Raw genomic sequence first — 23569 nt, forward strand, 5'->3', positions numbered from 1 at the left:
AGCGCTCGGTTAACTTCGCTGAACCTTCAGTGGAGTTCGCCGATGCCTGCCTTCCAGGAATACTTCGACCCAAGCCATGAATTGGTCCGTGACAGCGTGCGACGCTTCGTCGAGCGCGAGATTCTTCCGGACATTGATCAGTGGGAGGAGGCCGAGGGCTTTCCCCGTGAGCTCTACCTCAAGGCCGGCGCGGCGGGCATCCTCGGCATCGGTTACCCCGAGGCGCTGGGTGGCAGCCACGAAGGCGATCTGTTTGCCAAGATCGCCGCCAGCGAAGCCTTGATGCGCTGCGGTTCCGGCGGGCTGGTGGCAGGGCTCGGCTCGCTGGACATCGGCCTGCCGCCGATCGTCAAGTGGGCCAGGCCCGAGGTGCGCGACCGGGTGGTGCCGCACGTCCTGAGTGGCGAGAAAATCAGCGCCCTGGCGGTCACCGAACCCGGCGGCGGTTCGGATGTCGCCAACCTGCAGACCCGCGCTGTGCGTGACGGTGACCATTACCGGGTCAATGGCAGTAAAACCTTTATCACCAGCGGTGTGCGTGCGGATTTTTATACCGTTGCGGTGCGCACCGGTGAGCCGGGGTTTTCCGGCATCAGCCTGCTGTTGATCGAGAAGGGCACGCCGGGATTCACCGTCGGTCGCCAGTTGAAGAAAATGGGCTGGTGGGCGTCGGACACGGCCGAGCTGTTTTTCGACGACTGCAAGGTGCCGGTGGGCAACCTGATCGGTGTCGAGAACATGGGCTTTGCCTGCATCATGGGCAACTTTCAAAGCGAGCGCCTGGCCCTGGCGCTGATGGCCAATATGACCGCGCAACTGGCACTGGAAGAGAGCCTGAAGTGGGCGCGGCAGCGCGAAGCGTTCGGCAAGCCGATTGGCAAGTTCCAGGTGCTCAAGCATCGTCTGGCGGAAATGGCCACGGCGCTGGAGGTGTCCCGGGAGTTCACCTATCGCCAGGCCGCGAAAATGGCGGCGGGCAAGAGTGTGATCAAGGAAATATCCATGGCCAAGAACCTCGCCACCGACACTGCCGACCGCATCACCTACGACGCGGTGCAGATCCTCGGTGGGCAGGGTTACATGCGCGACAGCCTGGTGGAACGGCTGTATCGCGATAACCGGATCCTCTCCATTGGCGGCGGTACCCGGGAGGTGATGAATGAAATCATCAGCAAGCAGATGGGGCTATAGATTGCGGTATGGCGGCTGACGTGCCCGCTCCCACTGGGGATTGTCGCGAGACACAAATCTTGTGTGCGAAACAGATCCCTGTAGGAGCGAGCGTGCTCGCGATGGTCGGCAACGATAACGCGTGCTGCCTGACACCCCGCGTCGCGCTCACGGTCATCGCGAGCAAGCTCGCTCCTACATGGGCGCCGCCTGCATTGCCCTGTAGGAGCGAGCGTCGGGCGGTGTTCCGCTTGCCCGCGAAGGCGTCAGTGCAAGCGCTTACTTTTCGGACAGCGCAAACTGCGTCAGGCAGAACGTCGGGATGCCCATGTCTTCCAGGCGCTGGGAGCCGCCCAGTTCCGGCAGGTCGATAATGGCCGCGGCCTCGAAGAGGCTGGCGCCCATGCGTCGCACCAGATTGGCGGCGGCGATCAGGGTCCCGCCGGTGGCGATCAGGTCGTCGAACATCAGCACCGAGTCCCCTTCACAGAGGCTGTCGGCGTGGACTTCGAGGAAGGCTTCGCCGTACTCGGTCTGGTAACCCTCGGCCAACACGTCGGCCGGCAGTTTGCCTTGCTTGCGAAACAGCACCAGTGGCTTGTTCAGTTGGTAGGCGAGCACCGAGCCGATCAGGAAACCACGGGCATCCATGGCACCGATGTGGGTGAAGTCGGCCTCGACATAGCGGTGCGCAAAGCTGTCCATCACCAGGCGCAAGGCCTTGGGCGACTGGAACAGCGGGGTGATGTCGCGGAAGATTACGCCCGGCTTCGGGAAGTCGATCACGGGGCGGATCAGGGATTTGATGTCGAAGGAGTCGATGACCATCGTCGGGATGTCCTGGCAGGCTACAAACGCGACAGTATAACCGTGGCTGAGCGGGGCCGCTCAGCCACCTGCGGATCGTCAGCCTTCGACTGAACCACCGGCCAGCGCGCACAGCTGGATCGGGTCGAGGATGTGCACTTCCTTGCCTTCGGCGGCGAGCAACTCGTTTTGCTGGAAGCGCGTGAACACCCGGGACACGGTTTCCACCGCCAGACCCAGGTAGTTGCCGATTTCGTTGCGCGACATGCTCAGGCGGAACTGGTTGGCCGAGAACCCGCGAGCGCGGAAGCGTGCCGACAGGTTGACCAGGAAGGTGGCGATGCGCTCGTCGGCGGTCTTCTTCGACAGCAACAGCATCATTTGCTGGTCGTCGCGGATTTCACGGCTCATCACCCGCATCAATTGACGGCGCAATTGCGGCAGTTGCAGGGCCAGTTCATCAAGGCGCTCGAAGGGGATTTCGCAGACCGAGGTGGTTTCCAGCGCCTGGGCGGACACCGGATGGCTCTCGGTGTCCATGCCGGACAAGCCGACCAGTTCACTCGGCAGGTGGAAGCCGGTGATCTGCTCTTCGCCGCTGTCGCTCAGGCTGAAGGTTTTCAAGGCGCCCGAGCGTACTGCAAAGACGGAATCGAAAACGTCGCCCTGGCGGAACAGGAATTCGCCTTTTTTCAGTGGGCGGCCACGTTTGACGATGTCGTCCAGCGCATCCATGTCTTCCAGATTCAGAGAAAGTGGCAGGCAAAGTGGTGCCAGGCTGCAATCCTTGCAATGAGCCTGGTTATGAGCGCGCAGTTTAACTGGCTCGGACATTTCTTAGATCCTTGTGGGAAAACACACATAAGGCGTAAGGGTAACCTACGCAAGGACCTTGAAGCCAGTCTGCGGCAACATGGCGCAACCTCGTGGGTGCGCCCAGTGCTTTAAATAACCCGAGAGAAGCGTTGGCGGTTCTGCTGCTCCAGATAGGCATCGAACACCATGCACACTGAACGCACCAGCAGTCGCCCGGCGGGCAGGACCAGGATTTTTTCACGGTCGAGTTCGATCAGGCCATCCTCGGCCATGGCCTGCAACTGTGGCCAGAGCTGTGCGAAGTAGCCGCGAAAATCGATGTTGAAGTCCTGTTCGATGGTGGCGAAGTCCAGGCGGAAATTGCAGATCAGTTGCTGGATCACCGCCCGGCGCAACCGATCGTCCTGATTGCACAGCAGGCCACGGCTGGTGCCGAGCTGGGAACTGGCCAAGGCGTTCTGGTACTCGTTCAGGTCGCTGCTGTTCTGGCAGTACAGGTCACCGATCTGGCTGATGGCCGACACGCCGAGGCCGATCAGGTCGCAATGGCCGTGCGTGGTGTAACCCTGGAAATTGCGTTGCAGGGTCGATTCTTCCTGCGCGATGGCCAGTTCATCGTCGGGCAGGGCGAAATGGTCCATGCCGATGTAGCGATAACCGGCGGCGGTCAGTTGCTCGATGGTGCGCTCAAGCATTTTCAGCTTTTCGGCAGGCGCCGGCAGGTCGTCGCTGTTGATTCGCCGCTGCGGCATGAAGCGCTCGGGCAGGTGGGCGTAGTTGAACACCGAAAGGCGGTCGGGCTGCAGGCTGATGACTTCTTCGACAGTGCGGGCGAAGTTTTCGGCGGTTTGCTTGGGCAGGCCGTAGATCAGGTCGATGTTGATCGAGCGGAACTGCAAGGTGCGCGCGGCATCGATCACCGCTCGGGTTTCCTCCAGGCTTTGCAGGCGATTGACCGCCCGTTGTACCGCCGGGTCGAGATCCTGCAGGCCGATACTGACGCGATTGAAGCCCAGTTCGCGCAGCAGGCCCATGGTCGACCAGTCCGCTTCCCGGGGGTCGATTTCGATGCCGTAGTCGCCCGAATCGTCATCCAGCAGGTTGAAGTGCTTGCGCAGTTGCGCCATCAACTGGCGCAGTTCGTCATGGCTGAGAAAGGTCGGGGTGCCGCCACCGAAGTGCAGTTGTTCGACTTTCTGGTTCGGGTCCAGGTGGCAGGCGACCAGCTGGATTTCCTGTTCCAGGCGTTGCAGGTAGGGCTGGGCGCGGCCGCGATCCTTGGTGATGACTTTGTTGCAGGCGCAGTAGTAGCAGATGTTCGCGCAAAACGGCACGTGCACATACAGCGAGAGCGGGCGCCGGGCCTTGCGGCTGTCGCGCAGGGCGTGGAGCAGGTCGAACGTGCCGACCTGGCTGTTGAATTGCACCGCGGTCGGGTACGAGGTGTAGCGTGGTCCCGCCAGGTCGTAACGGCGGATCAGGTCTGTGTCCCAACGAATGGCGTCGAGCATGCGGGCGTTCCCCCGGATAGGCTGGCAGTGTCAGCGAGTCTAGGGGGTTGCCACGAGGGGAATCTTGATTTGTATCAAGAGTGTACGGGTGTACACCGTCGAGCCGGGGTAAATGCCCTGTATGCGGTTACATGGGGGCTCTTCAAGCCTTCAATCGCGGCGGCCCTAGTGCCCCATGAGCCAATGCTGGTGTGGCCCGGGCAGGGTCCAGATACCGAACAGGATCACCAGCAGGCCGCCGGTCATGCGCACGCTGCGTTGGCGTAACAGCGCCGTGACGCGTTCGGCGGCGAGCCCCGTGGCCAACAACACCGGCCAGGTGCCAAGGCCAAAGGCGAGCATCAACAGCGCACTGTCGATGGCATCGCCCTGGCTGGCGGCCCACAACAGGGTGCTGTAGACCAGGCCACATGGTAGCCAGCCCCACAGCGCGCCCAGCAGCAAGGCGCGCGGTACGCTCGATACCGGCAGCAGGCGGTTGGCAACGGGCTGGATATGGCGCCACAGGCCGCGGCCCAGGCTTTCGATGCGGGTCAGGCCGCTCCACCAGCCCGCCAGGTACAGCCCCATGGCGATCAGCAGCAAACCGGCAAGCACGCGCATGAACATCGCCGCCGGACTGTTGGCCAGGGCCCAGCCGGCGAGGCCGATCAGCAGGCCGGCGGTGGCGTAGCTGAGGATTCTGCCCAGGTTGTACGCCAGCAGCAGGCGAAAGCGTCGGCTGCGTTGTTCCTTGGGGATCGCCAGGGTCAGTGCGCCCATCAACCCGCCGCACATGCCCAGGCAATGACCGCCACCGAGCAGGCCCAGGATCAGCGCTGACACCAGCAGGGGTGCCAGCTCAAGCATCGGGTGGCGCCTTGTCGGTTGGCTTGGCCGGATCCGCTGTTGGCTGGCCGTCGGCTTCGTCGATGGCAGCCTTGTGGTTCGGGTCCTGGTCGTCGAACAGGATGCTGTGGGCCGGCCCGTCGAGGTCGTCGTACTGGCCGCTGTCGACGGCCCAGAAGAAGATGTAAATGGCGATGGCGACGATCAGCAGCGCCGCCGGGATCATCACGTAGAGAGCTGGCATCTTTACTCCATGCCCGCGCGGCTCAGGCCGGCAGCGGGCGGGTTTCTGGCGTGGTGCCGGTGCCCGGAACACTCGGCATGCGAGTCAGGCGCAAGGCATTGAGTACCACGGTCAACGAACTGATGGACATGCCGACCGCGGCCCACACCGGAGTGATCCAGCCGAGGGCGGCAAACGGCAACATGAGGCCATTGTACAGCCCCGCCCACAGCAGGTTCTCGATGATTACCCGGCGGGTGCGGCGGGCCAGGCTGAAGGCTTGTACCAGGGCATCCAGGCGGTTGGACAGCAGCACGGCATCGGCGCTGGTTTTCGCAAGGTCGGTGGCCGAGCCCATGGCCACGCTGATGTCGGCCGCGGCCAGTACCGGCACATCGTTGACGCCGTCGCCAAGCATCAATACTTTGCGACCTTCCTGGTGCAGTTGCTTGAGCACCTGCAGTTTGTCGTCCGGACGCAATCCGCCACGGGCTTCGTCGATGCCCAACTCTGCCGCAACGCTGGCCACCATCGGCGAACTGTCGCCCGACAGCAACAGGGTGCGCCAGCCGCGTGCCTGGCAGGCGGCGAGCAGGGCCGGTGCGTCGCTGCGCAGGCGGTCGTCGAGGACCAGCCAGGCCAGTGCGCCGTTGCTGTCGCCCAGCAGCAGCCATTGACCGGCTTCGTCGGGCATCGGGGGGACGGCGCAACCGCTGAGTTCGCAGACGAATCCCGGCTGGCCGATGCGCAGGCGCTGCGAGCCGACCAGACCTTCAAGGCCCAGGCCGGGGGTGCTCAACACTTCTTCGGCGGCCACGGGGGCTCGACCAAAGGCCCTGGCAATCGGGTGTTCCGAGCGGTTTTCCAGGGCGGCGGCAAGCGCCAGGCACTGGTTGCTGTCGAGGGCTGCCAGTGGGCGGATCGAGCGCAACGCCAGCCGACCTTCCGTGAGGGTGCCGGTCTTGTCGAAAATCACCGTGTCGATCTGGTTCAGGCCTTCCAGCACATGGCCTCGGGTCAGGAGCAGGCCGAGTTTATGCAGGGTGCCGGTGGCGGCGGTGAGGGCGGTGGGAGTGGCCAGCGACAAGGCGCAAGGGCAGGTCGCGACCAGCATGGCCAGCACGATCCAGAACGCACGGGACGGATCCAGCTCCCACCAGATCAGGCCAATGACCGCCGCGGCCACCAGCGACAGCAGCAGGAACCATTGCGCCGCGCGGTCGGCGATTTGTGCCAGGCGTGGTTTCTCGGCCTGGGCGCGGTCCAGCAGGCGGACGATGGCTGACAGGCGTGTGTCCTGACCCAGCGCCAGCACTTCGACGGTCAGCGCACCCTCGACGTTCAGGGTGCCGGCGGTGACGGCATCGCCAGCGGTGCGCGGTTGTGGCAGGTATTCGCCCGTCAGCAGCGACTCATCGATACTCGACTGGCCGTCGAGGATCTTGCCGTCGGCCGGCAGGATGGCGCCGGGATGGACCAGCACCCGGTCACCCAGGCGCAACTCGCTGAGCAGAATGCGCTCGCTCTGGCCGTCCGGGCTTAATCGCAGGCACGATGCGGGCAGCAGGTTGACCAGTTGGGCGGTGGCGGCAGCCGTGCGTTCGCGGGCACGGCGCTCCAGATAGCGACCGGCCAGCAGGAACAGGGCGAACATGCCGACCGCGTCGAAGTACAGCTCGCCGGTGCCGGTGATCGAGGTCCAGATGCCGGCCAGGTAGGCGCCACCGATCGCCAGCGAGACTGACACGTCCATGGTCAGGTGACGGGTGCGCAGGTCGCGCATTGCCCCTTTGAAGAAGGGTGCGCAGCTGTAGAACACGATCGGGGTGGTCAGGAACAGCGCGACCCAGCGCAGGATCGCATGCAGCTCGGGGCTGAGGTCGATGTTGAACTCCGGCCAGGTGGCCATGGTTGCCATCATCGCCTGGAACCACAACAAGCCCGCCACGCCCAATTGGCGCAAGGCCAGGCGGTTTTCGCTGGCCAGTTGCTCGCTGGCGCGGTCCGCTTGATAGGGGTGGGCGGCGTAGCCGATGTGGCGCAGCTCGCCGAGCAGCTGGCTCAACGGCAGCTGGCTGTCGACCCAGCGTACGTGCAGGCGATGGTTGGACAGGTTCAGGCGCGCCTCCGCCACGGCGGGCAGGTTGCGCAGGTGTTTCTCGATCAGCCAGCCACAGGCGGCGCAGCTGATGCCTTCCATCAATAGCGTGGTTTCGGCCAGCTCGCCTTCGTGGCGTACAAAGGGCTGTTGCACGTCGGCGCGGTCATACAGCGCCAGTTCGTCCACCAGTTGCACCGGCAAGGCGTCGGGGTTGGCCGAGGCCTCGCTGCGGTGGCTGTAATAGTGTTCCAGGCCACCGGCGACAATCGCTTCGGCCACCGCCTGGCAGCCCGGGCAGCAGAGCTCGCGCGTCTCGCCAAGGATGACGGCGGTGAACCGGCTGCCGGGTGGGACGGGCAGGGCGCAGTGGTAGCAGGGAGTTGGGGTGGTGGTCATGGAGTAATCACTAGTACCGCTGGATCTCTATCGTCGGATAGGGCCTCTTCGCGGGCAAGCCCGCTCCCACGGGGATCGTTGGTGAACTCAGGTGCTATGTACGACCCTGATCAACGGTGGGAGCGGGCTTGCCCGCGAATGCGCGAAGCGCAGTCTTTACTGCTTCAGGTCTTCGGCGCCTTGCAGCGGTTCGTCACCCAGCAGCAGGTCTTTGTCGTGGCTGACCTGTTCTTCTTCGAACATGCGCCAGATGTGGTCGTCCTGGGTGCCCAGCAGCTCGACGAAGCGGCGACCTTCAATCTTGTCGTTCACCTGGCCGATGTAGCGGCCTTGTTCGGTTTCACTGCGGGTCAGGATGATCTTGCGGTCTTTCTCCGGCTGGGTGGGCGAGATCAGGTTCAGCTCCAGGGTCTTCGGCTGGCTGTTGCCGGTCAGGTGCAGGTCGACTTCACCGGTCACGCCGTCCAGGTGCATGCTGGCGCGCATCAGCAGGGTCTGGGCCAGCAGCTCACGGTCCAGTGAGCGGTTGATGCCCTTGCCAGCTTCGTAGTAGTTGTCGTTGACCAGGTTGTCCGGGTTGTTCACCGCGATGGTCACCATCGACAGGGTCAGCGTTACCGAACAGGCCAGGATAGCGATGATGATCCATGGCCAGAGGTGCTTGTACCAAGGGCTGGTGGCAGTTGCTGCGGGCATGATGACTTCTCTCAACGAATTTGTGGGCCGATGAATCGGCTCTTGGCTTCAACGTGGACGCTGTCGTCATCGGCATCCTTGAGGATGAATTTCACCTCGTTGGTGCTCGACGGCAGTTGGTCCGGTGCGCTCGACAACTCGACCGGCATGCTGAAAATATCACCCGCGGCTACCTTGATCTCACGCTTGCCTTGCAGCTTGAGGTCGGGCAGGCCGGCGGCGTCCAGCACGTAGGTATGGTCGTGCTGGTCCTTGTTCATGATTTTGAGGCTGTAGACGTTCTCGATCCGGCCTTCGGCGTTTTCGCGGTACAGCACGCGGTCCTTGCTGACGTCGAAACCCACCAGCGAGCGCATGAAGAACGCGGTGACCAGCAGGCTGATCATGGCCAGCAACACCAGGGCGTAACCGATCAGGCGCGGACGCAGTTTATGGGTTTTTTGCCCGGACAGGTTGTGCTCGGTGGTGTAGCTGATCAGGCCGCGAGGGTACTCCATCTTGTCCATGATGCTGTCGCAGGCGTCGATGCAGGCCGCGCAGCCAATGCATTCGATCTGCAGGCCGTCGCGGATGTCGATGCCGGTCGGGCAGACCTGGACGCACATGGTGCAATCGATGCAGTCGCCCAGCCCCAGGGCCTTGTAGTCAGCGCCTTTCTTGCGCGGACCACGGCTTTCGCCACGGCGCGGGTCGTAGGAGACGATCAGGGTGTCCTTGTCGAACATCACGCTCTGGAAGCGTGCGTAGGGGCACATGTAGATGCACACTTGCTCGCGCAGCCAGCCGGCGTTGCCATAGGTGGCGAGGGTGAAGAAACCCACCCAGAAGTAGGACCAGCCATCGGCTTGCCCGGTGAAAAACTCGATCACCAGCTCACGAATCGGCGAGAAGTAACCGACAAAGGTCATGCCGGTGACGAAGCCGATCAGCAGCCACATCGTGTGCTTGCTGAATTTGCGCAGGAATTTGTTGGCGCTCATCGGCGCCTTGTCGAGCTTGATGCGTTGGTTGCGGTCGCCTTCGGTGACCTTCTCGCACCACATGAAAATCCAGGTCCAGACGCTCTGCGGGCAGGTATAACCGCACCAGACGCGCCCGGCGTACACGGTAATGAAGAACAGGCCAAAGGCGGAGATGATCAGCAGGCCCGACAGCAGGATGAAATCCTGTGGCCAGAAGGTGGCACCGAAGATGAAGAACTTGCGCTCCGGCAGGTTCCACCAGACAGCCTGGTGGCCGCCCCAGTTGAGCCACACCGTACCGAAATACAGCAGGAACAACCCGGCACCGCCCATCATCCGCAGGTTACGGAACAGGCCGGTGAAGGCGCGGGTGTAGATTTTCTCTCTGGAGGCGTAAAGGTCGACGCTGTTGTTCGCGTTCTTGGTGGGCGGGGTGACGTCGTGTACCGGAATCTGGTTGCTCATCATTGCATCCCACGGCAGTGGAAAAATGCCGCGGTCAGTACGTGCCGACCGCGGTCAAAAAGGGCTGTAACAGTGGCGCAATGATACGCCTGTCGCTCTAGTTCAAGGGTGCGACCTTTGGTCGCGTTGGGGAAAAAACCTGGATGGTGTAGCAAATGTAACAAATCGTGATGCAGGTCAATTGACTATAGCCGATTCCCCTTTTTCCTTGGCTGCCTGCGCATGATCTGGTTCGGGGAGGGGTATGCAGCGGGCTGGCGCGGCACACCGGTTACTTGCGTAGTTCACTCCGATGATGCGCTGGCGTCAAGGAGGGTTGCCGCCTCCCGGGGAATCCCGCCCACCGGTACGGCGTATTCAAATAACCGGGAAATGCAAACGGCCCCGCCAATTCTCATTGGCGGGGCCGTTTTTTACTGCTTCAAGCGTTTGCCTTACTCGGCGTCCGCTGCCTTCTCACCGTGAGACAGGCTGTAGACGTAAGCGGCCAGCAGGTGAACCTTGTCGTTACCCTGCATTTGCTCTTGCGCAGGCATCTGGCCCTGACGGCCGTAACGGATGGTCTGCTGCAGTTGAGCGAAGCTCGAACCGTAGATGAACGCTGCCGGGTGGGTCAGGTTAGGTGCGCCCATTGCCGGGGTACCTTTGCCTTCCGGACCGTGGCAGACCGCGCAGTTGGTGGCGAACAGCTTCTGGCCGGCAGCCGGATCGGCTTTCGCGCCTTCTGGCAGTTTGCGGCCATCGAGGTTGGTCAGGACAAATGCAGCCACGTCGCTGACGCCTTGCTCGCCGATCACGTCGGCCCAGGCTGGCATTACCGCGTGACGACCGGCCATGATGGTGGCCTTGATGTCTTGCGGTGCGCCGCCCCAGCGCCAGTCGGCGTCGGTCAGGTTAGGGAAGCCATAAGCGCCCTTGGCGTCGGAGCCGTGGCAGACCGAGCAGTTGGAGGCGAACAGGCGGCCACCCATCTTCAGGGCTTGCGGGTCCTTGGCGACTTCTTCAATCGGCATGGCGGCGAACTTGGCGAAGATCGGACCGAACTTGGCGTCCGACTTGGCCATTTCCTTTTCCCACTCGTGAACACCGGTCCAGCCAGACTGGCCGTTGGCGAACTCGGTTTTCTTGTCGTTATCCAGGTAGGCGTAACCTGGCAGCAGACCTTTCCAGTTGCCCAGGCCCGGGTACAGGACCAGATAGCCGAGGGCGAAGACGATGGTGCCGACGAACAGCATGAACCACCATTTCGGCAGCGGGTTGTCGTACTCCTCGATCCCGTCGAAGGAGTGGCCAACCTTCTCATCTGTCTGTTCGCTGCGCTGGCCCTTGCGGGTCGACAGCAACAGCCAGGTCAGGGCGAAGATGGTACCCAGACTGAGGACTGTGACGTACAGACTCCAGAACGTAGTCATTCTTTGTTACTCCTAGAAGCTTGCTCGACGTGCTTGATGGCTTCGGGATCATCCGCGAAAGGCAGCAAGGTCGCGTCTTCAAACTCGGACTTGCGCTTGGGGCTGAACACCCACAGGGCCAGACCGATAAAGGCAACCATCACGACAACGGTGCCCAGGCCACGAATCATCCCGATATCCATCTAAATCACCGTTTGCTTTTGATGATGGTGCCCAGGCCTTGCAGATAGGCCACCAGCGCGTCCATTTCGGTTTTGCCCTTCACTGCGTCTTTTGCACCGGCGATGTCTTCGTCGGTGTAAGGGACGCCGAGCGTGCGCAAGACTTCCATTTTCTTCGCGGTGTCTTTGCCGTCGAGCTTGTTTTCCACGAGGAACGGGTAACCCGGCATTTTCGACTCGGGTACAACGTTGCGCGGGTTGTACAAGTGCGCACGCTGCCAGTCATCGGAGTAACGACCGCCTACGCGGGCCAGGTCCGGACCGGTACGCTTGGAACCCCACAGGAACGGGTGGTCCCAAACGCTTTCACCGGCTACCGAGTAGTGGCCGTAACGTTCGGTTTCAGCGCGGAACGGACGGATCATCTGCGAGTGGCAGCCGACACAACCGTTGGCGATATAGATGTCACGGCCTTCCAGTTCAAGGGCGGTACGAGGTTTCATGCCCTCGACCGGCTTATTGGTGACGTCCTGGAAAAACAGCGGAACGATCTGGGTCAGGCCGCCAATGCTGACGGCGATGACCATGAAGAAGGCCAGCAGGCCAATATTCTTCTCGACTGCTTCATGCTTCATCAGTGAGCTCCAACTACGGCAATCTGTTCGGCGGCTTTGGCTTCAGCCGGGTTCGAGGCGCGTACGGTACGGAATACGTTGTAGGCCATGAACAGCATGCCGGTGGCGAAGAATGCACCGCCCAGGGCGCGGACGATGAAGCCCGGGTGGCTGGCTTGCAGCGCTTCAACGAACGAGTAGGTCAGGGTGCCGTCGTCGTTGATTGCACGCCACATCAGGCCCTGAGTGATGCCGTTTACCCACATCGAGGCGATGTAGAGCACGGTACCGATGGTCGCGAGCCAGAAGTGGGTGTTGATCAGGCCGGTGCTGTGCATCTGCTGGCGACCGAACAGTTTCGGGATCATGTGGTAGATCGCGCCGATCGAGATCATCGCTACCCAGCCCAAGGCACCGGCGTGTACGTGGCCGATGGTCCAGTCAGTGTAGTGAGACAGCGAGTTGACGGTCTTGATGGCCATCATCGGGCCTTCGAAGGTCGACATGCCGTAGAACGCCAGGGATACGACCAGGAAACGCAGGATCGGGTCGGTGCGCAGCTTATGCCAGGCGCCCGACAGGGTCATCATGCCGTTGATCATGCCGCCCCAGCTCGGTGCCAGCAGGATGATCGACATCGCCATGCCCAGGGACTGAGCCCAGTCCGGCAGTGCGGTGTAGTGCAGGTGGTGAGGACCGGCCCAGATGTACAGGGTGATCAGTGCCCAGAAGTGCACGATCGACAGGCGATAGGAGTAGATCGGACGCTCGGCCTGTTTAGGCACGAAGTAGTACATCATCCCCAGGAAGCCGGTGGTCAGGAAGAAACCTACCGCGTTGTGGCCGTACCACCACTGGATCATGGCATCGGTCGCACCGGCGTAGGCCGAGTAGGACTTGAAGAAGCTGACCGGCAGGGAGGCGTGGTTGACGATGTGCAGCATCGCCGTCACGACGATGAAGGCACCGTAGAACCAGTTGCCCACATAGATGTGCTTGGTCTTGCGCTTGACGATGGTGCCGAAGAACACCAGACCGTAGGTGACCCAGACGATGGCCAGCAGAATGGCAATAGGCCATTCCAGTTCGGCGTATTCCTTGCTGGTGGTGTAACCCAATGGCAAGGAGATGCCTGCACCGACAATCACCGCTTGCCAGCCCCAGAAGGTGAAGGCCGCGAGGCTGTCGGAAATCAGTCGCGTTTGGCAGGTTCGCTGCACGACGTAATAAGAAGTGGCAAACAATGCACATCCACCGAAGGCGAAAATCACCAGGTTGGTGTGCAGTGGGCGCAGGCGTCCAAAGCTCGTCCACGGCAGGTCGAAGTTCAACTCCGGCCAGACCAGTTGCGAGGCGATGAAGACACCGAGCCCCATGCCAAGGATCCCCCAGACCACCGTCATGATGGCGAACTGGCGGACTACCTTATAGTTATAAGCAGTCGGACTGATTGCTGTGCTCATTCTAAGGTTCCACGGTTTGGGTGTTTTATTAGGGATAAAAATCGGCCGCAAGTATGGAGAAAGCGGGGGGTCATTGCAACGCGCCATGACCTGGGTCAATGCTTTCAAAAGCTGATTCTGCGGCCTTTCCATGCGCCGCGTAGGGACAAAATTGCCTGGGGGCAAAATGTCTCGGCGGACGAAAAAGGCGAGGGGGGTCGGGTCGGTTGTAACTGGGCGTGTTCAAACGAAGCGCGCAGGTGACAGACGGCAACTTGCGCGACAGCCGGTAACTACCAGCCTTTGCGGCCTGTCATCGAACAGATTCGTCGAACGCATCCGGTACGGTTGACCTGTGACCGGCTGTTGCCAGTCCGCTTCGGAGCAAGCTTAGACGTGAATTCAGAGAATCGAAAGGAGGGGGTGCGCGGGGTGCGACAATGGGTCGCAAAGGGGCAGCTGCAAGCTTCAAGCTGCAAGCTTCAAGAGGGGGTCTTGTCGCTCGCAGCTTTTGCTTTTGCTTTTGCTTTTGCTTTTACTTGCGGCTTGTAGCTTACCGCTTGCTGTCACTGCTCTCGCTTGTAGCTTGAGGCTTGGCGCTCAGGCTATACACATAAGCGGCCAGCAGTTGCACCTTGTCGTTGCCCAGCAGTTCGTTCTGCGCCGGCATGTGCCCCTGGCGACCATGGCGAATGGTCTGTTGCAGCTGGGCCAGGCTAGTGCCGTAGATGAACGCCGCCGGTTGTGTCAGGTTGGGCGCGCCCATCATTTCCATGCCCTGGCCTTTTGCCCCGTGACACGCTACGCAAGTGGTGCTGAACGCTTGCTGTCCGGCGACAAGGTCGGCGCCGCTGTCTGCCGGCAGCGGCAGGCCGGCCAGTTCGTGACGAACATATGCCGCGACGTTTTTCACCCCTGCATCGCCCAGCACTTCACCCCAGGCTGGCATCGCTGCCATCCGGCCACCCATGATGGTGGTCTTGATGGCTTCGGCACTGCCGCCCCAGCGCCAGGCGCTGTCGGCCAGGTTAGGGAAGCCGAACGCACCCTTGGCGTCCGAACCGTGGCACACCGAGCAGTTGGAGGCGAACAGGCGACCGCCCATTTTCAGTGCTTGTGGGTCTTTTGCCACTTCTTCCACGGGCATGGCTGCAAACTTGGCGAAGATCGGCCCGAACTTCGCGTCGGCCTTGGCCATTTCCTTTTCCCACTCGTGGGCGCCCGTCCAGCCGTTCTCGTAACCGGGCAAGATGCCTTTCCAGTTACCCAGGCCCGGATAGAGGATCAGGTAGCCGACGGCAAACACCAGGGTGCCGGCGAACAACAGGAACCACCATTGTGGCAATGGATTGTCGTATTCCTCGATGCCGTCGAAGGCATGGCCCATGGTCTGGTCGACACTGCCCTTGGTTTCGCCCTTGCGGGTGCCGATCAACAGCCAGGTCAGGCCGATCAGGCTGCCGATGGTCAGTACGCAGATCCACGTACTCCAGAAGGTCGTCATGGCCGAATGCTCCTTGTTGCAGGCTCTTGAGAGTGAGCGTCATCTGGTTGAATCAGCGGCTCGTCGGCGAACGGCAGCAGCCGTGCCTGGGCGAACTCCGGATTGCGTTTGCTGTTGAACACCCACAGCGACAGGCCGATGAAGGCGATCATCACCACCAGCGTACCCAGGCCGCGGATCATTCCTGTATCGAGTTCAAAACCCATGGCTCACCTCTTGCTCTTGATCGCAGTGCCCAGCACTTGCAGGTAGGAGACCAGTGCGTCCATCTCGGTCTTGCCCTTGAGGGTCGCGACTGAGCCTGCGATGTCTTCGTCGGTGTACGGAACGCCAAGGGTGCGCATGACCTTGATCTTGGTTTCGGTGTTGCTGCTGTCCACCGGCTGGGTGACCAGCCACGGGTAGGCGGGCATCTTCGATTCCGGTACCACGTTGCGCGGGTTGTACAGGTGCGCGCGGTGCCAGTCATCGGAGTAGCGGCCGCCGACACGGGCCAGGTCCGGACCGGTGCGCTTGGAACCCCACAGGAACGGGTGATCCCAGACGCTTTCACCGGCCACCGAGTAGTGGCCGTAGCGCTCGGTCTCGGCGCGGAACGGGCGGACCATCTGCGAGTGGCACTGTACGCAACCCTCGCGGATGTAGATGTCACGGCCTTCCAGTTGCAGGGCGGTATAGGGTTTCATGCCGGCGACCGGCTTGTTGGTGACGTCCTGGAAGAACAGCGGGACGATCTGGGTCAGACCGCCGATGCTCACCGCAAACACCATCAGCAGCAGGAGCAGGCCGACGTTTTTCTCAATCGTTTCGTGTTTCATGGCGGACTCCTCAGGCCATCTGCGCTGCGGCGGCGATTTCGGCTGGTTGTGCCTCACGCACGGTGCGCCAGGTGTTGTAGGCCATCAGGAACATGCCGCTCAGGAAGATAGCGCCACCCACCAGCCGCACGATGAAGCCAGGGTGGCTGGCCACCAGGGTTTCGACGAAGGAGTAGGTCAGCGTGCCGTCTTCGTTGATCGCGCGCCACATCAGGCCCTGGGCGATGCCGTTGACCCACATCGACGCGATGTAGAGCACGGTGCCGATGGTGGCGAGCCAGAAGTGCGCGTTGATCAGGCCGAGGCTGTGCATCTGCTGGCGGCCGAAGATTTTCGGGATCATGTGGTACAGCGCGCCGATGGAAATCATCGCTACCCAGCCCAGGGCGCCGGCGTGTACGTGGCCGATGGTCCAGTCGGTGTAGTGGGAGAGGGCGTTGACGGTCTTGATGGCCATCATCGGGCCTTCGAAGGTCGACATGCCGTAGAACGCCAGGGACACCACCAAAAAGCGCAGGATCGGGTCGCTGCGCAGCTTATGCCAGGCACCCGATAGGGTCATCATGCCGTTGATCATGCCGCCCCAGCTTGGTGCCAGCAGAATCAGCGACATCACCATGCCCAGGGACTGGGCCCAGTCCGGCAGGGCGGTGTAGTGCAGGTGGTGAGGGCCGGCCCAGATGTACAGGGTGATCAGTGCCCAGAAGTGCACGATCGACAGGCGATAGGAGTACACCGGGCGCTCGGCCTGTTTCGGCACGAAGTAGTACATCATCCCCAGGAAGCCTGCGGTCAGGAAGAAACCGACCGCGTTGTGGCCGTACCACCACTGCACCATCGCATCGGTTGCACCGGCGTAGGCGGAGTAGGACTTGGTCAGGCTCACCGGCAGTTCGGCATTGTTGACGATGTGCAGGATGGCGACGGTGATGATGAAGGCACCGAAGAACCAGTTACCGACGTAGATGTGCTTGGTCTTGCGCTTGATCAGCGTGCCGAAGAACACGATGGCGTAGGCAACCCAGACAATGGTGATCAGGATATCGATCGGCCATTCCAGCTCGGCGTACTCCTTGGAGCTGGTGTAGCCCAGCGGCAGGGTGATGGCCGCCAGTACGATCACCAGTTGCCAGCCCCAGAAGGTGAACGCCGCGATTTTCGGCGCGAACAGCTGGGTCTGGCAGGTGCGTTGCACGGAGTAGAACGAGGCGGCAAACAGGGCGCAGCCGCCAAAGGCGAAGATCACCGCGTTGGTGTGCAGCGGGCGCAAGCGACCGAAGCTGGTCCAGGGTAAATCGAAGTTCAGTTCGGGCCAGACCAATTGAGCTGCGAGAAAAACCCCGAGCCCCATGCCGACGATGCCCCACACCACCGTCATAATGGCGAATTGGCGGACCACCTTGTAGTTATAGGCGGTACTTAAAGAAGTGTTCATGGTTCCCCATCCACGGTTCAGCCGAAGTGAAGCGTCCGCGCAAGGCGATGACGCTCCCTTCGCCTGGAGTTATAGGCAGATTAAAAGCGAGGCAAGCATGGACAAAGAGCACGGGGCCAGTATTGACGGGGATCAATGGGCGCAGTGTGTGCGAGAGCAGGGATGGCTGTGGAATCGCGCCTGCGGACCGCTGCCGGACGCGGCGCCGACCCTGATCCTGGCCCATGGCGCGGGCGCGCCGATGGGCAGCGATTTCATGACTGACATCGCTGCGCGCCTTGCTGCCCGTGGCGTCAACGTACTGCGCTTCGAGTTCCCGTACATGGCCCAGCGACGTATCGACGGCGGCAAGCGCCCACCCAACCCTGCACCGAAACTGCTGGAGTGTTGGCGCGAGGTGTATGCCGTGGTGCGACGCCATGTCACTGGGCGTCTGGCGATCGGTGGCAAGTCCATGGGCGGGCGGATGGCCAGCCTGCTGGCCGATGAATTGGGCGCGGACGGGCTGGTGTGCCTGGGCTATCCGTTCTATGCGGTGGGCAAGCCGGAGAAACCCCGGGTGGAGCATCTGGCCGAGCTCAAGACCCCGACCTTGATTGTGCAGGGGGAGCGGGATGCGCTGGGCAACCGCCAGGCGGTGGAAGGCTACACACTGTCGCCGAACATCGAGCTGATGTGGCTGGTGGCGGGGGATCATGACTTGAAGCCGTTGAAGGCTTCGGGGTTTAGCCATGAGCAGCATTTGGAAGCGGCGGCTGCGAAGGTCGCAGGTTTTTTACAGGGTTTGTGATGATCGTTCCCACGCTCTGAACTGACCCCCAAAGGTTGGACACAACCTTTGGGGGGTGACAGGCCTAGCGGTTAAACCGTTCCACCAGCGAGTACTGGGTATTCGCTGTCCTGGTCAGCTCTTCACTCAACAGTGCCGAGCTCTGTGCCTGTTCCGAGGTGTGGTCGGCCAGTTGGGAAATGTTGCTGATGTTACGGCTGATCTCTTCGGCAACCGCGCTCTGCTCTTCAGTCGCGGCGGCGATCTGGGTGGTCATGTCGGTGATGTTGGCCACCGCTTCACTGATGCCGACCAGCGCCTGGTCTGCTTCCAGGACCCGTGCCACACCTTCTTCAGCCTGACGGTGCCCGGCTTCCATGGTCTGTACCGCGGTGCTGGCGGTTTGCTGGAGCTTGGCGATCAGGTTGTGGATCTGCCCGGTCGATTCAGCGGTGCGTTGTGCCAGTTGTCGAACTTCGTCGGCCACTACCGCAAAGCCACGTCCCATCTCGCCGGCGCGAGCCGCTTCGATGGCGGCGTTCAAGGCCAGCAGGTTGGTCTGGTCGGCAATGCCTTTGATCACATCGACCACGCCACCGATTTCGTCGCTGTCCTTGGCCAGTTGGGTGACGGTGAGGCCGGTCTCTCCCACCACCGCCGACAGGCGCTGGATGGCGTCGCGGGTTTCGCCGGCGATGTCACGCCCGCGCCCGGTCAGGCGGTTGGCTTCCTGGGTGGCGTCCGCCGTGCGCTGCACGTGGCTGGCAACTTCCTGGGTGGTCGCGGCCATCTGGTTGACGGCAGTGGCCACTTGTTCGGTTTCGACGCGCTGGCGCTCCAGGCCGCTGGAACTGTTGTGTGCCAGGGTATCGGACTGGCGCGCCTGATCGGTCAGGTGCTCGGCGGTGTCCTGCAGACGGGTCAGGCAGGTCCTGAGGCGAGCTTCCTGGCTGAGGATCGACATCTCCAGGCGCGCCTGGGCGCCGCGGCTGTCGGTGTACATCTGGGCGATCAGCGGGTCGGAGGTGGTCTGTTCGGCCAGGCGCAGCAGGCGCTTGATGCCGCGTTGTTGCCAGCTCAGCCCCAGCAGACCCAGCGGCACGCAAAGGCCGGCGGCCAGGGCAAAGCCCCATTGCGAGTTCAGCGTGGCGCCGATCATGAAGCTCAACTGGCTGACCAGAATGAACGGAAGCCAGTCCTGCAACACCGGCAGCCATGTGTCGCGTTTAGGGATAGCCGACTTGCCCTGGTTGATGCGTTGATAGAGCGCTTCGGCGCGGCGGATCTGTTCGGCGGTGGGCTTGACCCGCACCGACTCGTAACCGACCACCTGATTGCCGTCGAACACCGGTGTGACATAGGCGTTCACCCAGTAGTGGTCACCGGTCTTGCAGCGATTCTTGACAATGCCCATCCATGGCAAGCCTTGTTTCAGTGTGCCCCACATGTGCGCGAACACCGCTGCCGGAACGTCAGGGTGACGGACCAGGTTGTGCGGTGCACGGATCAGCTCCTCGCGAGAAAACCCGCTGATCTCGACGAAGGCGTCGTTGCAGTAGGTGATCACGCCCTTGGCATCGGTTGTGGAAATCAACCGTTGCTGAGCCGGGAAGGTCCGTTCGCGTTGTGTAATGGGCTGGTTATTACGCATGGCTTTTTCAATCCGCAAGGCTTTGACAGGGTGTCGGCATGGCGGGCGAATTATTGAAAATTTTTTTCAATTGTTGGCACTGCGTCGCAAAACGACCGATGCGTCAGCGGGCGAGCATCGGGTAGCTGAACAGACCGAAATGCAGCAGGTTCAGGCCAAAATGCGTGGCGATCGCAGCAGCCAGTCCGCCGAAGCGGTAGGCCAGGCCATAACCGACGCCGGCCAGGCCCGCGAGCAGCACCCACTGCCAGCCCGCGCCCAGGTGCGCCAGGCCGAACAACAACGAGGCGAGCAGCAACGCCAGGTGCTCGCCATAAGGCAGGTGCTTGAAGTGCCGGCTCAGGCCACCTTGAATGTAGCCACGAAACAGGGCTTCCTCGACCAGGGTCACCAGCAACAGATTGTTGAGCACCCACAACCAGGCCTGGTCTGGCCATTTTGGTGCCCAGTTGATCATGCCCAGCAACAGTGCGCCGCCAAGACCCAGCGTTGCGCTCAAGATCAATGCCGCGGCTGTGGCGCGAATGGCCTGGGGCAGCGAGCGCCGGCCGAGGATCCACGGGCAGGCCAGCAACAGCCAGAAGCCGATCAGTGGCTTGTCCAGATTCAGGTACAGGACGAAGGTGACGGCGTCGTCCGTGAAGCGCTGCGGGTTGATCCCGCGGCCATTGTAGAAACCGGGCAGCCAGTGCAGCGCCAGCGCCAGGGTCATCACGATGAACAAGGCGTGGCCCAGGTAGCGACCGATGAGCACCTGTCGCTGATGTACGGCATAACCGGCGAACAGCAACAGGCTGAAGGAGATGACGGCCAACCCGCCGAGTCGACCATAGGCCAGCGCCATGCCGTAACCCATGGAGAGGAGTGCCAGGTACGTCCATGGCAAGGCAAGCATGTGCAGTCCTTACGCGCCTACGGGGCGGGGGTGTTTGCGGGGGCGCAATTATAAACAGCGAACCTACAAAAACACCGCCCTGAGGCGGTGTCTTTGTGGGAGGGGTGTTATGAGGCAATCAATTGTCGCAACACGTAGTGCAAAATCCCTCCGGCCTTGAAGTATTCCACTTCGTTGAGGGTGTCGATCCGGCACAGCACTTCGATTTTTTCGCTGCTGCCGTCCTCACGGGTGATCACCAGGGGCAGGTTCATTCGTGGCGTGAGCTCGACCTGGCTCAGGCCCTCAATGCTGAATGTCTCTTTGCCCGTGAGGTTGAGGCTCTTGCGGTTCTGGTCGAGCTTGAACTGCAGCGGCAGGACGCCCATGCCCACCAGGTTGGAGCGGTGGATCCGCTCGAAGCTTTCGGCGATGACCGCCTTGACCCCCAGAAGATTGGTGCCCTTGGCGGCCCAGTCGCGGCTGGAGCCGGTGCCGTATTCCTGGCCTGCGATTACCACCAGCGGGGTGCCCTCGGCTTGATAGCGCATGGCGGCATCGTAGATGGCCAGCTTCTCGCCACTGGGAATGTGCAAGGTGTTGCCGCCTTCTTCGCCGCCGAGCATTTCGTTGCGGATCCGGATATTGGCGAAGGTGCCGCGCATCATCACCTCATGGTTGCCGCGCCGTGAGCCATAGGAGTTGAAGTCTCGCGGCTCCACGCCTTGTTCGCGCAGGTAGTGGCCGGCCGGGCTGTCGACCTTGATGTTGCCAGCGGGGGAGATGTGGTCGGTGGTTACCGAGTCGCCGAGCAGGGCCAGGACCCGGGCGCCGCTGATGTCCTGAATCACCGGCAGGGGGCCGGCGATGTCGTCGAAGAACGGCGGGTGCTGGATGTAGGTCGAGTCCTTCTGCCAGACATAAGTGGCGGCCTGCGGCACCTGGATGGCTTGCCACTGTGCGTCGCCGGCAAAGACTTCGGCGTACTCCTTGTGGAACATGGCGGTGTTGACCTGATTCACCGCGTCGGCAATCTCCTGGGTGCTGGGCCAGATATCCCGCAGGTACACCGGGTTGCCGTCCTTGTCATTGCCCAGGGACTCGCTGCTGATATCGATGCGTACGGTGCCGGCCAAAGCATAGGCCACCACCAGGGGCGGGGAGGCCAGCCAGTTGGTTTTCACCAGCGGATGCACCCGGCCTTCGAAGTTGCGGTTGCCGGACAGGACCGAGGCCACGGTGAGGTCAGAGCTCTGGATGGCTTTTTCAATCGGTTCGGGCAGCGGTCCGGAGTTGCCGATGCAGGTGGTACAGCCATAGCCGACCAGGGCAAAACCCAGTTGGTCGAGGTACTGGGTCAGGCCCGCAGCCTTGTAGTAGTCGGTGACCACCTTGGAGCCGGGGGCCAGCGAACTCTTGACCCAAGGTTTGCGCTTGAGGCCTTTTTCCACGGCCTTTTTTGCCAACAGGCCTGCCGCCATCATCACGCTCGGGTTGGAGGTGTTGGTGCAGGAGGTGATGGCGGCAATCACCACGGCGCCGTTTTTCAGGCGGTGGGTGTAGCCCTCAAAATGGTAGTCAGCCTCACCGATCAGGTCGGCATTGCCCACGGCAACGCCACCGCCGCCTTCGCTCTCCAGGCGACTTTCTTCCTTGCTGGTGGGTTTGATCTGTAGCCCGAGGAAGTCGTTGAACGCCTGGCCGACATTCGGCAGCGACACCCGGTCCTGTGGACGTTTCGGCCCCGCCAGGCTGGCTTCGACGCTGCCCATGTCCAGCGCCAGGCTGTCGGTGAACACCGGTTCCTTGCCCGGCAGGCGCCACAGGCCCTGGGCCTTGCAGTAGGCCTCCACCAGCTTGACCACCGCCGTGGGGCGGCCGGACAGGCGCAGGTAGTCCAGCGTCACCTCGTCCACCGGGAAGAATCCGCAGGTGGCGCCGTACTCCGGGGCCATGTTGGCGATGGTCGCGCGGTCGGCCAGCGGCAGATCGGCGAGGCCGTCACCATAGAATTCGACGAATTTGCCCACCACGCCTTTCTTGCGCAGCATCTGGGTGACGGTCAGCACCAGGTCGGTGGCGGTGATGCCTTCCTTGAGCTTGCCGGTGAGTTTGAAGCCGATCACTTCCGGGATCAGCATCGACACGGGCTGGCCGAGCATCGCCGCCTCTGCCTCGATGCCGCCCACGCCCCAGCCGAGTACGCCGAGGCCGTTGATCATGGTGGTGTGGGAGTCGGTGCCCACCAGGGTGTCCGGGAAGGCATAGGTGCGACCGTCTTCGTCCTTGGTCCACACCGTGCGCCCCAGGTATTCCAGGTTCACCTGGTGGCAGATACCGGTGCCGGGGGGGACCACGCTGAAGTTGTCGAAGGCACTTTGCCCCCAGCGCAGGAAGGCATAACGCTCACCGTTGCGCTGCATCTCGATGTCGACGTTCTGTTCAAAGGCGCGGCTACTGGCAAACTTGTCGACCATCACCGAGTGGTCGATCACCAGGTCAACCGGCGACAGTGGATTGATCCGCTGCGGGTCGCCACCGGCCCTGGCCATGGCGGCGCGCATGGCGGCCAGGTCGACCACGGCCGGGACGCCAGTGAAGTCCTGCATCAGGACCCGTGCGGGGCGGTACTGGATTTCCCGGTCGCTGCGGCGTTCCTTGAGCCAGTCGGCGAGGGCCTTGAGGTCGGCACCGGTGACGGTCTTGTCGTCCTCCCAGCGCAGCAGGTTTTCCAGCAGGACTTTGAGCGACATCGGTAGTTTGTCGAGATCGCCCAGGCTCCTGGCGGCGTGCGGGAGGCTGAAATAGTGGTAGGTCTTGTCGTCTATTTCCAGTGTCTCAAGGGTTTTCAGGCTATCGAGGGACGGCATTGAAATGACTCCTTTGGGTCCGCACGGCTACGGACTGACGGAAC

At 62.1% G+C, this 23569-nt stretch carries 21 protein-coding genes; 2 read left to right on the forward strand and 19 right to left on the reverse strand.

Annotation, left to right across the window (positions count from 1 at the left end):
* The first annotated feature begins 42 nt into the window (after window positions 1-42).
* On the forward strand, window positions 43-1191 hold the full coding sequence (locus CKW29_RS05975; protein ID WP_095143098.1) for an acyl-CoA dehydrogenase family protein: 1149 nt from the start codon (window positions 43-45) through the stop codon (window positions 1189-1191).
* A 258-nt stretch (window positions 1192-1449) separates the two neighbouring features.
* Here CKW29_RS05975 and CKW29_RS05980 read toward each other — a convergent pair whose 3' ends face one another.
* The 16 genes from CKW29_RS05980 to ccoN (CKW29_RS06055) all read right to left on the reverse strand — a co-directional run bounded on the left by CKW29_RS05980 (window position 1450) and on the right by ccoN (CKW29_RS06055) (window position 17361).
* On the reverse strand, window positions 1450-1998 hold the full coding sequence (locus CKW29_RS05980; protein ID WP_095143099.1) for an adenine phosphoribosyltransferase: 549 nt from the start codon (window positions 1996-1998) through the stop codon (window positions 1450-1452).
* 78 nt (window positions 1999-2076) lie between these two features.
* Window positions 2077-2811: a fumarate/nitrate reduction transcriptional regulator Fnr gene (gene fnr, locus CKW29_RS05985; RefSeq protein WP_095143100.1), complete on the reverse strand. Its 735-nt coding sequence runs from the start codon at window positions 2809-2811 to the stop codon at window positions 2077-2079.
* A gap of 110 nt (window positions 2812-2921) precedes the next feature.
* On the reverse strand, window positions 2922-4304 hold the full coding sequence (hemN, locus tag CKW29_RS05990; protein WP_095148080.1) for an oxygen-independent coproporphyrinogen III oxidase: 1383 nt from the start codon (window positions 4302-4304) through the stop codon (window positions 2922-2924).
* A 165-nt stretch (window positions 4305-4469) separates the two neighbouring features.
* On the reverse strand, window positions 4470-5153 hold the full coding sequence (locus CKW29_RS05995) for a sulfite exporter TauE/SafE family protein (RefSeq protein WP_095143102.1): 684 nt from the start codon (window positions 5151-5153) through the stop codon (window positions 4470-4472).
* Window positions 5146-5376, reverse strand: a complete 231-nt coding sequence (ccoS, locus tag CKW29_RS06000; protein ID WP_095143103.1) for a cbb3-type cytochrome oxidase assembly protein CcoS — start codon at window positions 5374-5376, stop codon at window positions 5146-5148. Before ccoS ends, CKW29_RS05995 begins: the two co-directional genes overlap by 8 nt.
* A gap of 22 nt (window positions 5377-5398) precedes the next feature.
* Complete coding sequence (locus CKW29_RS06005) at window positions 5399-7852, reverse strand: heavy metal translocating P-type ATPase (RefSeq protein ID WP_095148081.1); 2454 nt, start codon at window positions 7850-7852, stop codon at window positions 5399-5401.
* 156 nt (window positions 7853-8008) lie between these two features.
* Window positions 8009-8548, reverse strand: a complete 540-nt coding sequence (locus CKW29_RS06010) for a FixH family protein (protein ID WP_095143105.1) — start codon at window positions 8546-8548, stop codon at window positions 8009-8011.
* An 11-nt stretch (window positions 8549-8559) separates the two neighbouring features.
* Window positions 8560-9975: a cytochrome c oxidase accessory protein CcoG gene (ccoG, locus tag CKW29_RS06015; RefSeq protein WP_095148082.1), complete on the reverse strand. Its 1416-nt coding sequence runs from the start codon at window positions 9973-9975 to the stop codon at window positions 8560-8562.
* 434 nt (window positions 9976-10409) lie between these two features.
* Window positions 10410-11387, reverse strand: coding sequence for a cytochrome-c oxidase, cbb3-type subunit III (gene ccoP / locus CKW29_RS06020; protein ID WP_095143107.1), 978 nt, complete (start codon window positions 11385-11387; stop codon window positions 10410-10412).
* Window positions 11384-11569 (reverse strand): CcoQ/FixQ family Cbb3-type cytochrome c oxidase assembly chaperone, encoded by a 186-nt coding sequence (locus CKW29_RS06025; RefSeq protein WP_003175465.1) that lies wholly within the window; start codon window positions 11567-11569, stop codon window positions 11384-11386. Before CKW29_RS06025 ends, ccoP (CKW29_RS06020) begins: the two co-directional genes overlap by 4 nt.
* Window positions 11570-11574: 5 nt before the next feature.
* A complete protein-coding gene (gene ccoO, locus CKW29_RS06030) occupies window positions 11575-12183 on the reverse strand; it encodes a cytochrome-c oxidase, cbb3-type subunit II (RefSeq protein WP_095082242.1) in 609 nt (202 codons plus the stop codon).
* The gene (ccoN, locus tag CKW29_RS06035; RefSeq protein WP_095143108.1) at window positions 12183-13625 is read right to left on the reverse strand and encodes a cytochrome-c oxidase, cbb3-type subunit I; all 1443 of its coding nucleotides are present in this window, start codon (window positions 13623-13625) and stop codon (window positions 12183-12185) included. The genes ccoO (CKW29_RS06030) and ccoN (CKW29_RS06035) overlap by 1 nt, the downstream gene beginning before the upstream one ends.
* Before the next feature lie 532 nt (window positions 13626-14157).
* The gene (gene ccoP, locus CKW29_RS06040; protein WP_095148083.1) at window positions 14158-15108 is read right to left on the reverse strand and encodes a cytochrome-c oxidase, cbb3-type subunit III; all 951 of its coding nucleotides are present in this window, start codon (window positions 15106-15108) and stop codon (window positions 14158-14160) included.
* On the reverse strand, window positions 15105-15314 hold the full coding sequence (locus CKW29_RS06045) for a cbb3-type cytochrome c oxidase subunit 3 (protein WP_095082245.1): 210 nt from the start codon (window positions 15312-15314) through the stop codon (window positions 15105-15107). The genes ccoP (CKW29_RS06040) and CKW29_RS06045 overlap by 4 nt, the downstream gene beginning before the upstream one ends.
* Before the next feature lie 3 nt (window positions 15315-15317).
* Window positions 15318-15926 carry a cytochrome-c oxidase, cbb3-type subunit II gene (ccoO, locus tag CKW29_RS06050; protein WP_095143110.1) on the reverse strand — a complete coding sequence of 203 codons (609 nt, stop codon included), beginning with the start codon at window positions 15924-15926 and terminating at the stop codon, window positions 15318-15320.
* 10 nt (window positions 15927-15936) lie between these two features.
* The gene (gene ccoN / locus CKW29_RS06055; protein ID WP_095143111.1) at window positions 15937-17361 is read right to left on the reverse strand and encodes a cytochrome-c oxidase, cbb3-type subunit I; all 1425 of its coding nucleotides are present in this window, start codon (window positions 17359-17361) and stop codon (window positions 15937-15939) included.
* 97 nt (window positions 17362-17458) lie between these two features.
* Here ccoN (CKW29_RS06055) and CKW29_RS06060 point away from each other — a divergent pair, with 97 nt between their 5' ends.
* Window positions 17459-18151 carry an alpha/beta family hydrolase gene (locus CKW29_RS06060; RefSeq protein ID WP_095148084.1) on the forward strand — a complete coding sequence of 231 codons (693 nt, stop codon included), beginning with the start codon at window positions 17459-17461 and terminating at the stop codon, window positions 18149-18151.
* A 64-nt stretch (window positions 18152-18215) separates the two neighbouring features.
* Here CKW29_RS06060 and CKW29_RS06065 read toward each other — a convergent pair whose 3' ends face one another.
* The 3 genes from CKW29_RS06065 to acnA form a co-directional block, all read right to left on the reverse strand.
* Window positions 18216-19781, reverse strand: a complete 1566-nt coding sequence (locus CKW29_RS06065; protein WP_095148085.1) for a PAS domain-containing methyl-accepting chemotaxis protein — start codon at window positions 19779-19781, stop codon at window positions 18216-18218.
* Window positions 19782-19884: 103 nt separating this feature from the next.
* Window positions 19885-20676 (reverse strand): CPBP family intramembrane glutamic endopeptidase, encoded by a 792-nt coding sequence (locus CKW29_RS06070; protein WP_095148086.1) that lies wholly within the window; start codon window positions 20674-20676, stop codon window positions 19885-19887.
* Window positions 20677-20783: 107 nt separating this feature from the next.
* On the reverse strand, window positions 20784-23525 hold the full coding sequence (gene acnA / locus CKW29_RS06075) for an aconitate hydratase AcnA (RefSeq protein ID WP_095148087.1): 2742 nt from the start codon (window positions 23523-23525) through the stop codon (window positions 20784-20786).
* Window positions 23526-23569: the final 44 nt, after the last annotated feature.

It is taken from the genome of Pseudomonas sp. Irchel s3a18 (assembly GCF_900187535.1).
In the GTDB taxonomy this organism is placed as follows: domain Bacteria; phylum Pseudomonadota; class Gammaproteobacteria; order Pseudomonadales; family Pseudomonadaceae; genus Aquipseudomonas.

Coding starts and splice junctions, on each gene's coding strand:
- CKW29_RS05975 (WP_095143098.1), top strand. CDS start 43: ATGCCTGCCTTCCAGGAATACTTCGACCCAAGCCATGAATTGGTCCGT.
- CKW29_RS05980 (WP_095143099.1), bottom strand. CDS start 1,998: ATGGTCATCGACTCCTTCGACATCAAATCCCTGATCCGCCCCGTGATC.
- fnr (WP_095143100.1), bottom strand. CDS start 2,811: ATGTCCGAGCCAGTTAAACTGCGCGCTCATAACCAGGCTCATTGCAAG.
- hemN (WP_095148080.1), bottom strand. CDS start 4,304: ATGCTCGACGCCATTCGTTGGGACACAGACCTGATCCGCCGTTACGAC.
- CKW29_RS05995 (WP_095143102.1), bottom strand. CDS start 5,153: ATGCTTGAGCTGGCACCCCTGCTGGTGTCAGCGCTGATCCTGGGCCTG.
- ccoS (WP_095143103.1), bottom strand. CDS start 5,376: ATGCCAGCTCTCTACGTGATGATCCCGGCGGCGCTGCTGATCGTCGCC.
- CKW29_RS06005 (WP_095148081.1), bottom strand. CDS start 7,852: ATGACCACCACCCCAACTCCCTGCTACCACTGCGCCCTGCCCGTCCCA.
- CKW29_RS06010 (WP_095143105.1), bottom strand. CDS start 8,548: ATGCCCGCAGCAACTGCCACCAGCCCTTGGTACAAGCACCTCTGGCCA.
- ccoG (WP_095148082.1), bottom strand. CDS start 9,975: ATGAGCAACCAGATTCCGGTACACGACGTCACCCCGCCCACCAAGAAC.
- ccoP (WP_095143107.1), bottom strand. CDS start 11,387: ATGACTACGTTCTGGAGTCTGTACGTCACAGTCCTCAGTCTGGGTACC.
- CKW29_RS06025 (WP_003175465.1), bottom strand. CDS start 11,569: ATGGATATCGGGATGATTCGTGGCCTGGGCACCGTTGTCGTGATGGTT.
- ccoO (WP_095082242.1), bottom strand. CDS start 12,183: ATGAAGCATGAAGCAGTCGAGAAGAATATTGGCCTGCTGGCCTTCTTC.
- ccoN (WP_095143108.1), bottom strand. CDS start 13,625: ATGAGCACAGCAATCAGTCCGACTGCTTATAACTATAAGGTAGTCCGC.
- ccoP (WP_095148083.1), bottom strand. CDS start 15,108: ATGACGACCTTCTGGAGTACGTGGATCTGCGTACTGACCATCGGCAGC.
- CKW29_RS06045 (WP_095082245.1), bottom strand. CDS start 15,314: ATGGGTTTTGAACTCGATACAGGAATGATCCGCGGCCTGGGTACGCTG.
- ccoO (WP_095143110.1), bottom strand. CDS start 15,926: ATGAAACACGAAACGATTGAGAAAAACGTCGGCCTGCTCCTGCTGCTG.
- ccoN (WP_095143111.1), bottom strand. CDS start 17,361: ATGAACACTTCTTTAAGTACCGCCTATAACTACAAGGTGGTCCGCCAA.
- CKW29_RS06060 (WP_095148084.1), top strand. CDS start 17,459: ATGGACAAAGAGCACGGGGCCAGTATTGACGGGGATCAATGGGCGCAG.
- CKW29_RS06065 (WP_095148085.1), bottom strand. CDS start 19,781: ATGCGTAATAACCAGCCCATTACACAACGCGAACGGACCTTCCCGGCT.
- CKW29_RS06070 (WP_095148086.1), bottom strand. CDS start 20,676: ATGCTTGCCTTGCCATGGACGTACCTGGCACTCCTCTCCATGGGTTAC.
- acnA (WP_095148087.1), bottom strand. CDS start 23,525: ATGCCGTCCCTCGATAGCCTGAAAACCCTTGAGACACTGGAAATAGAC.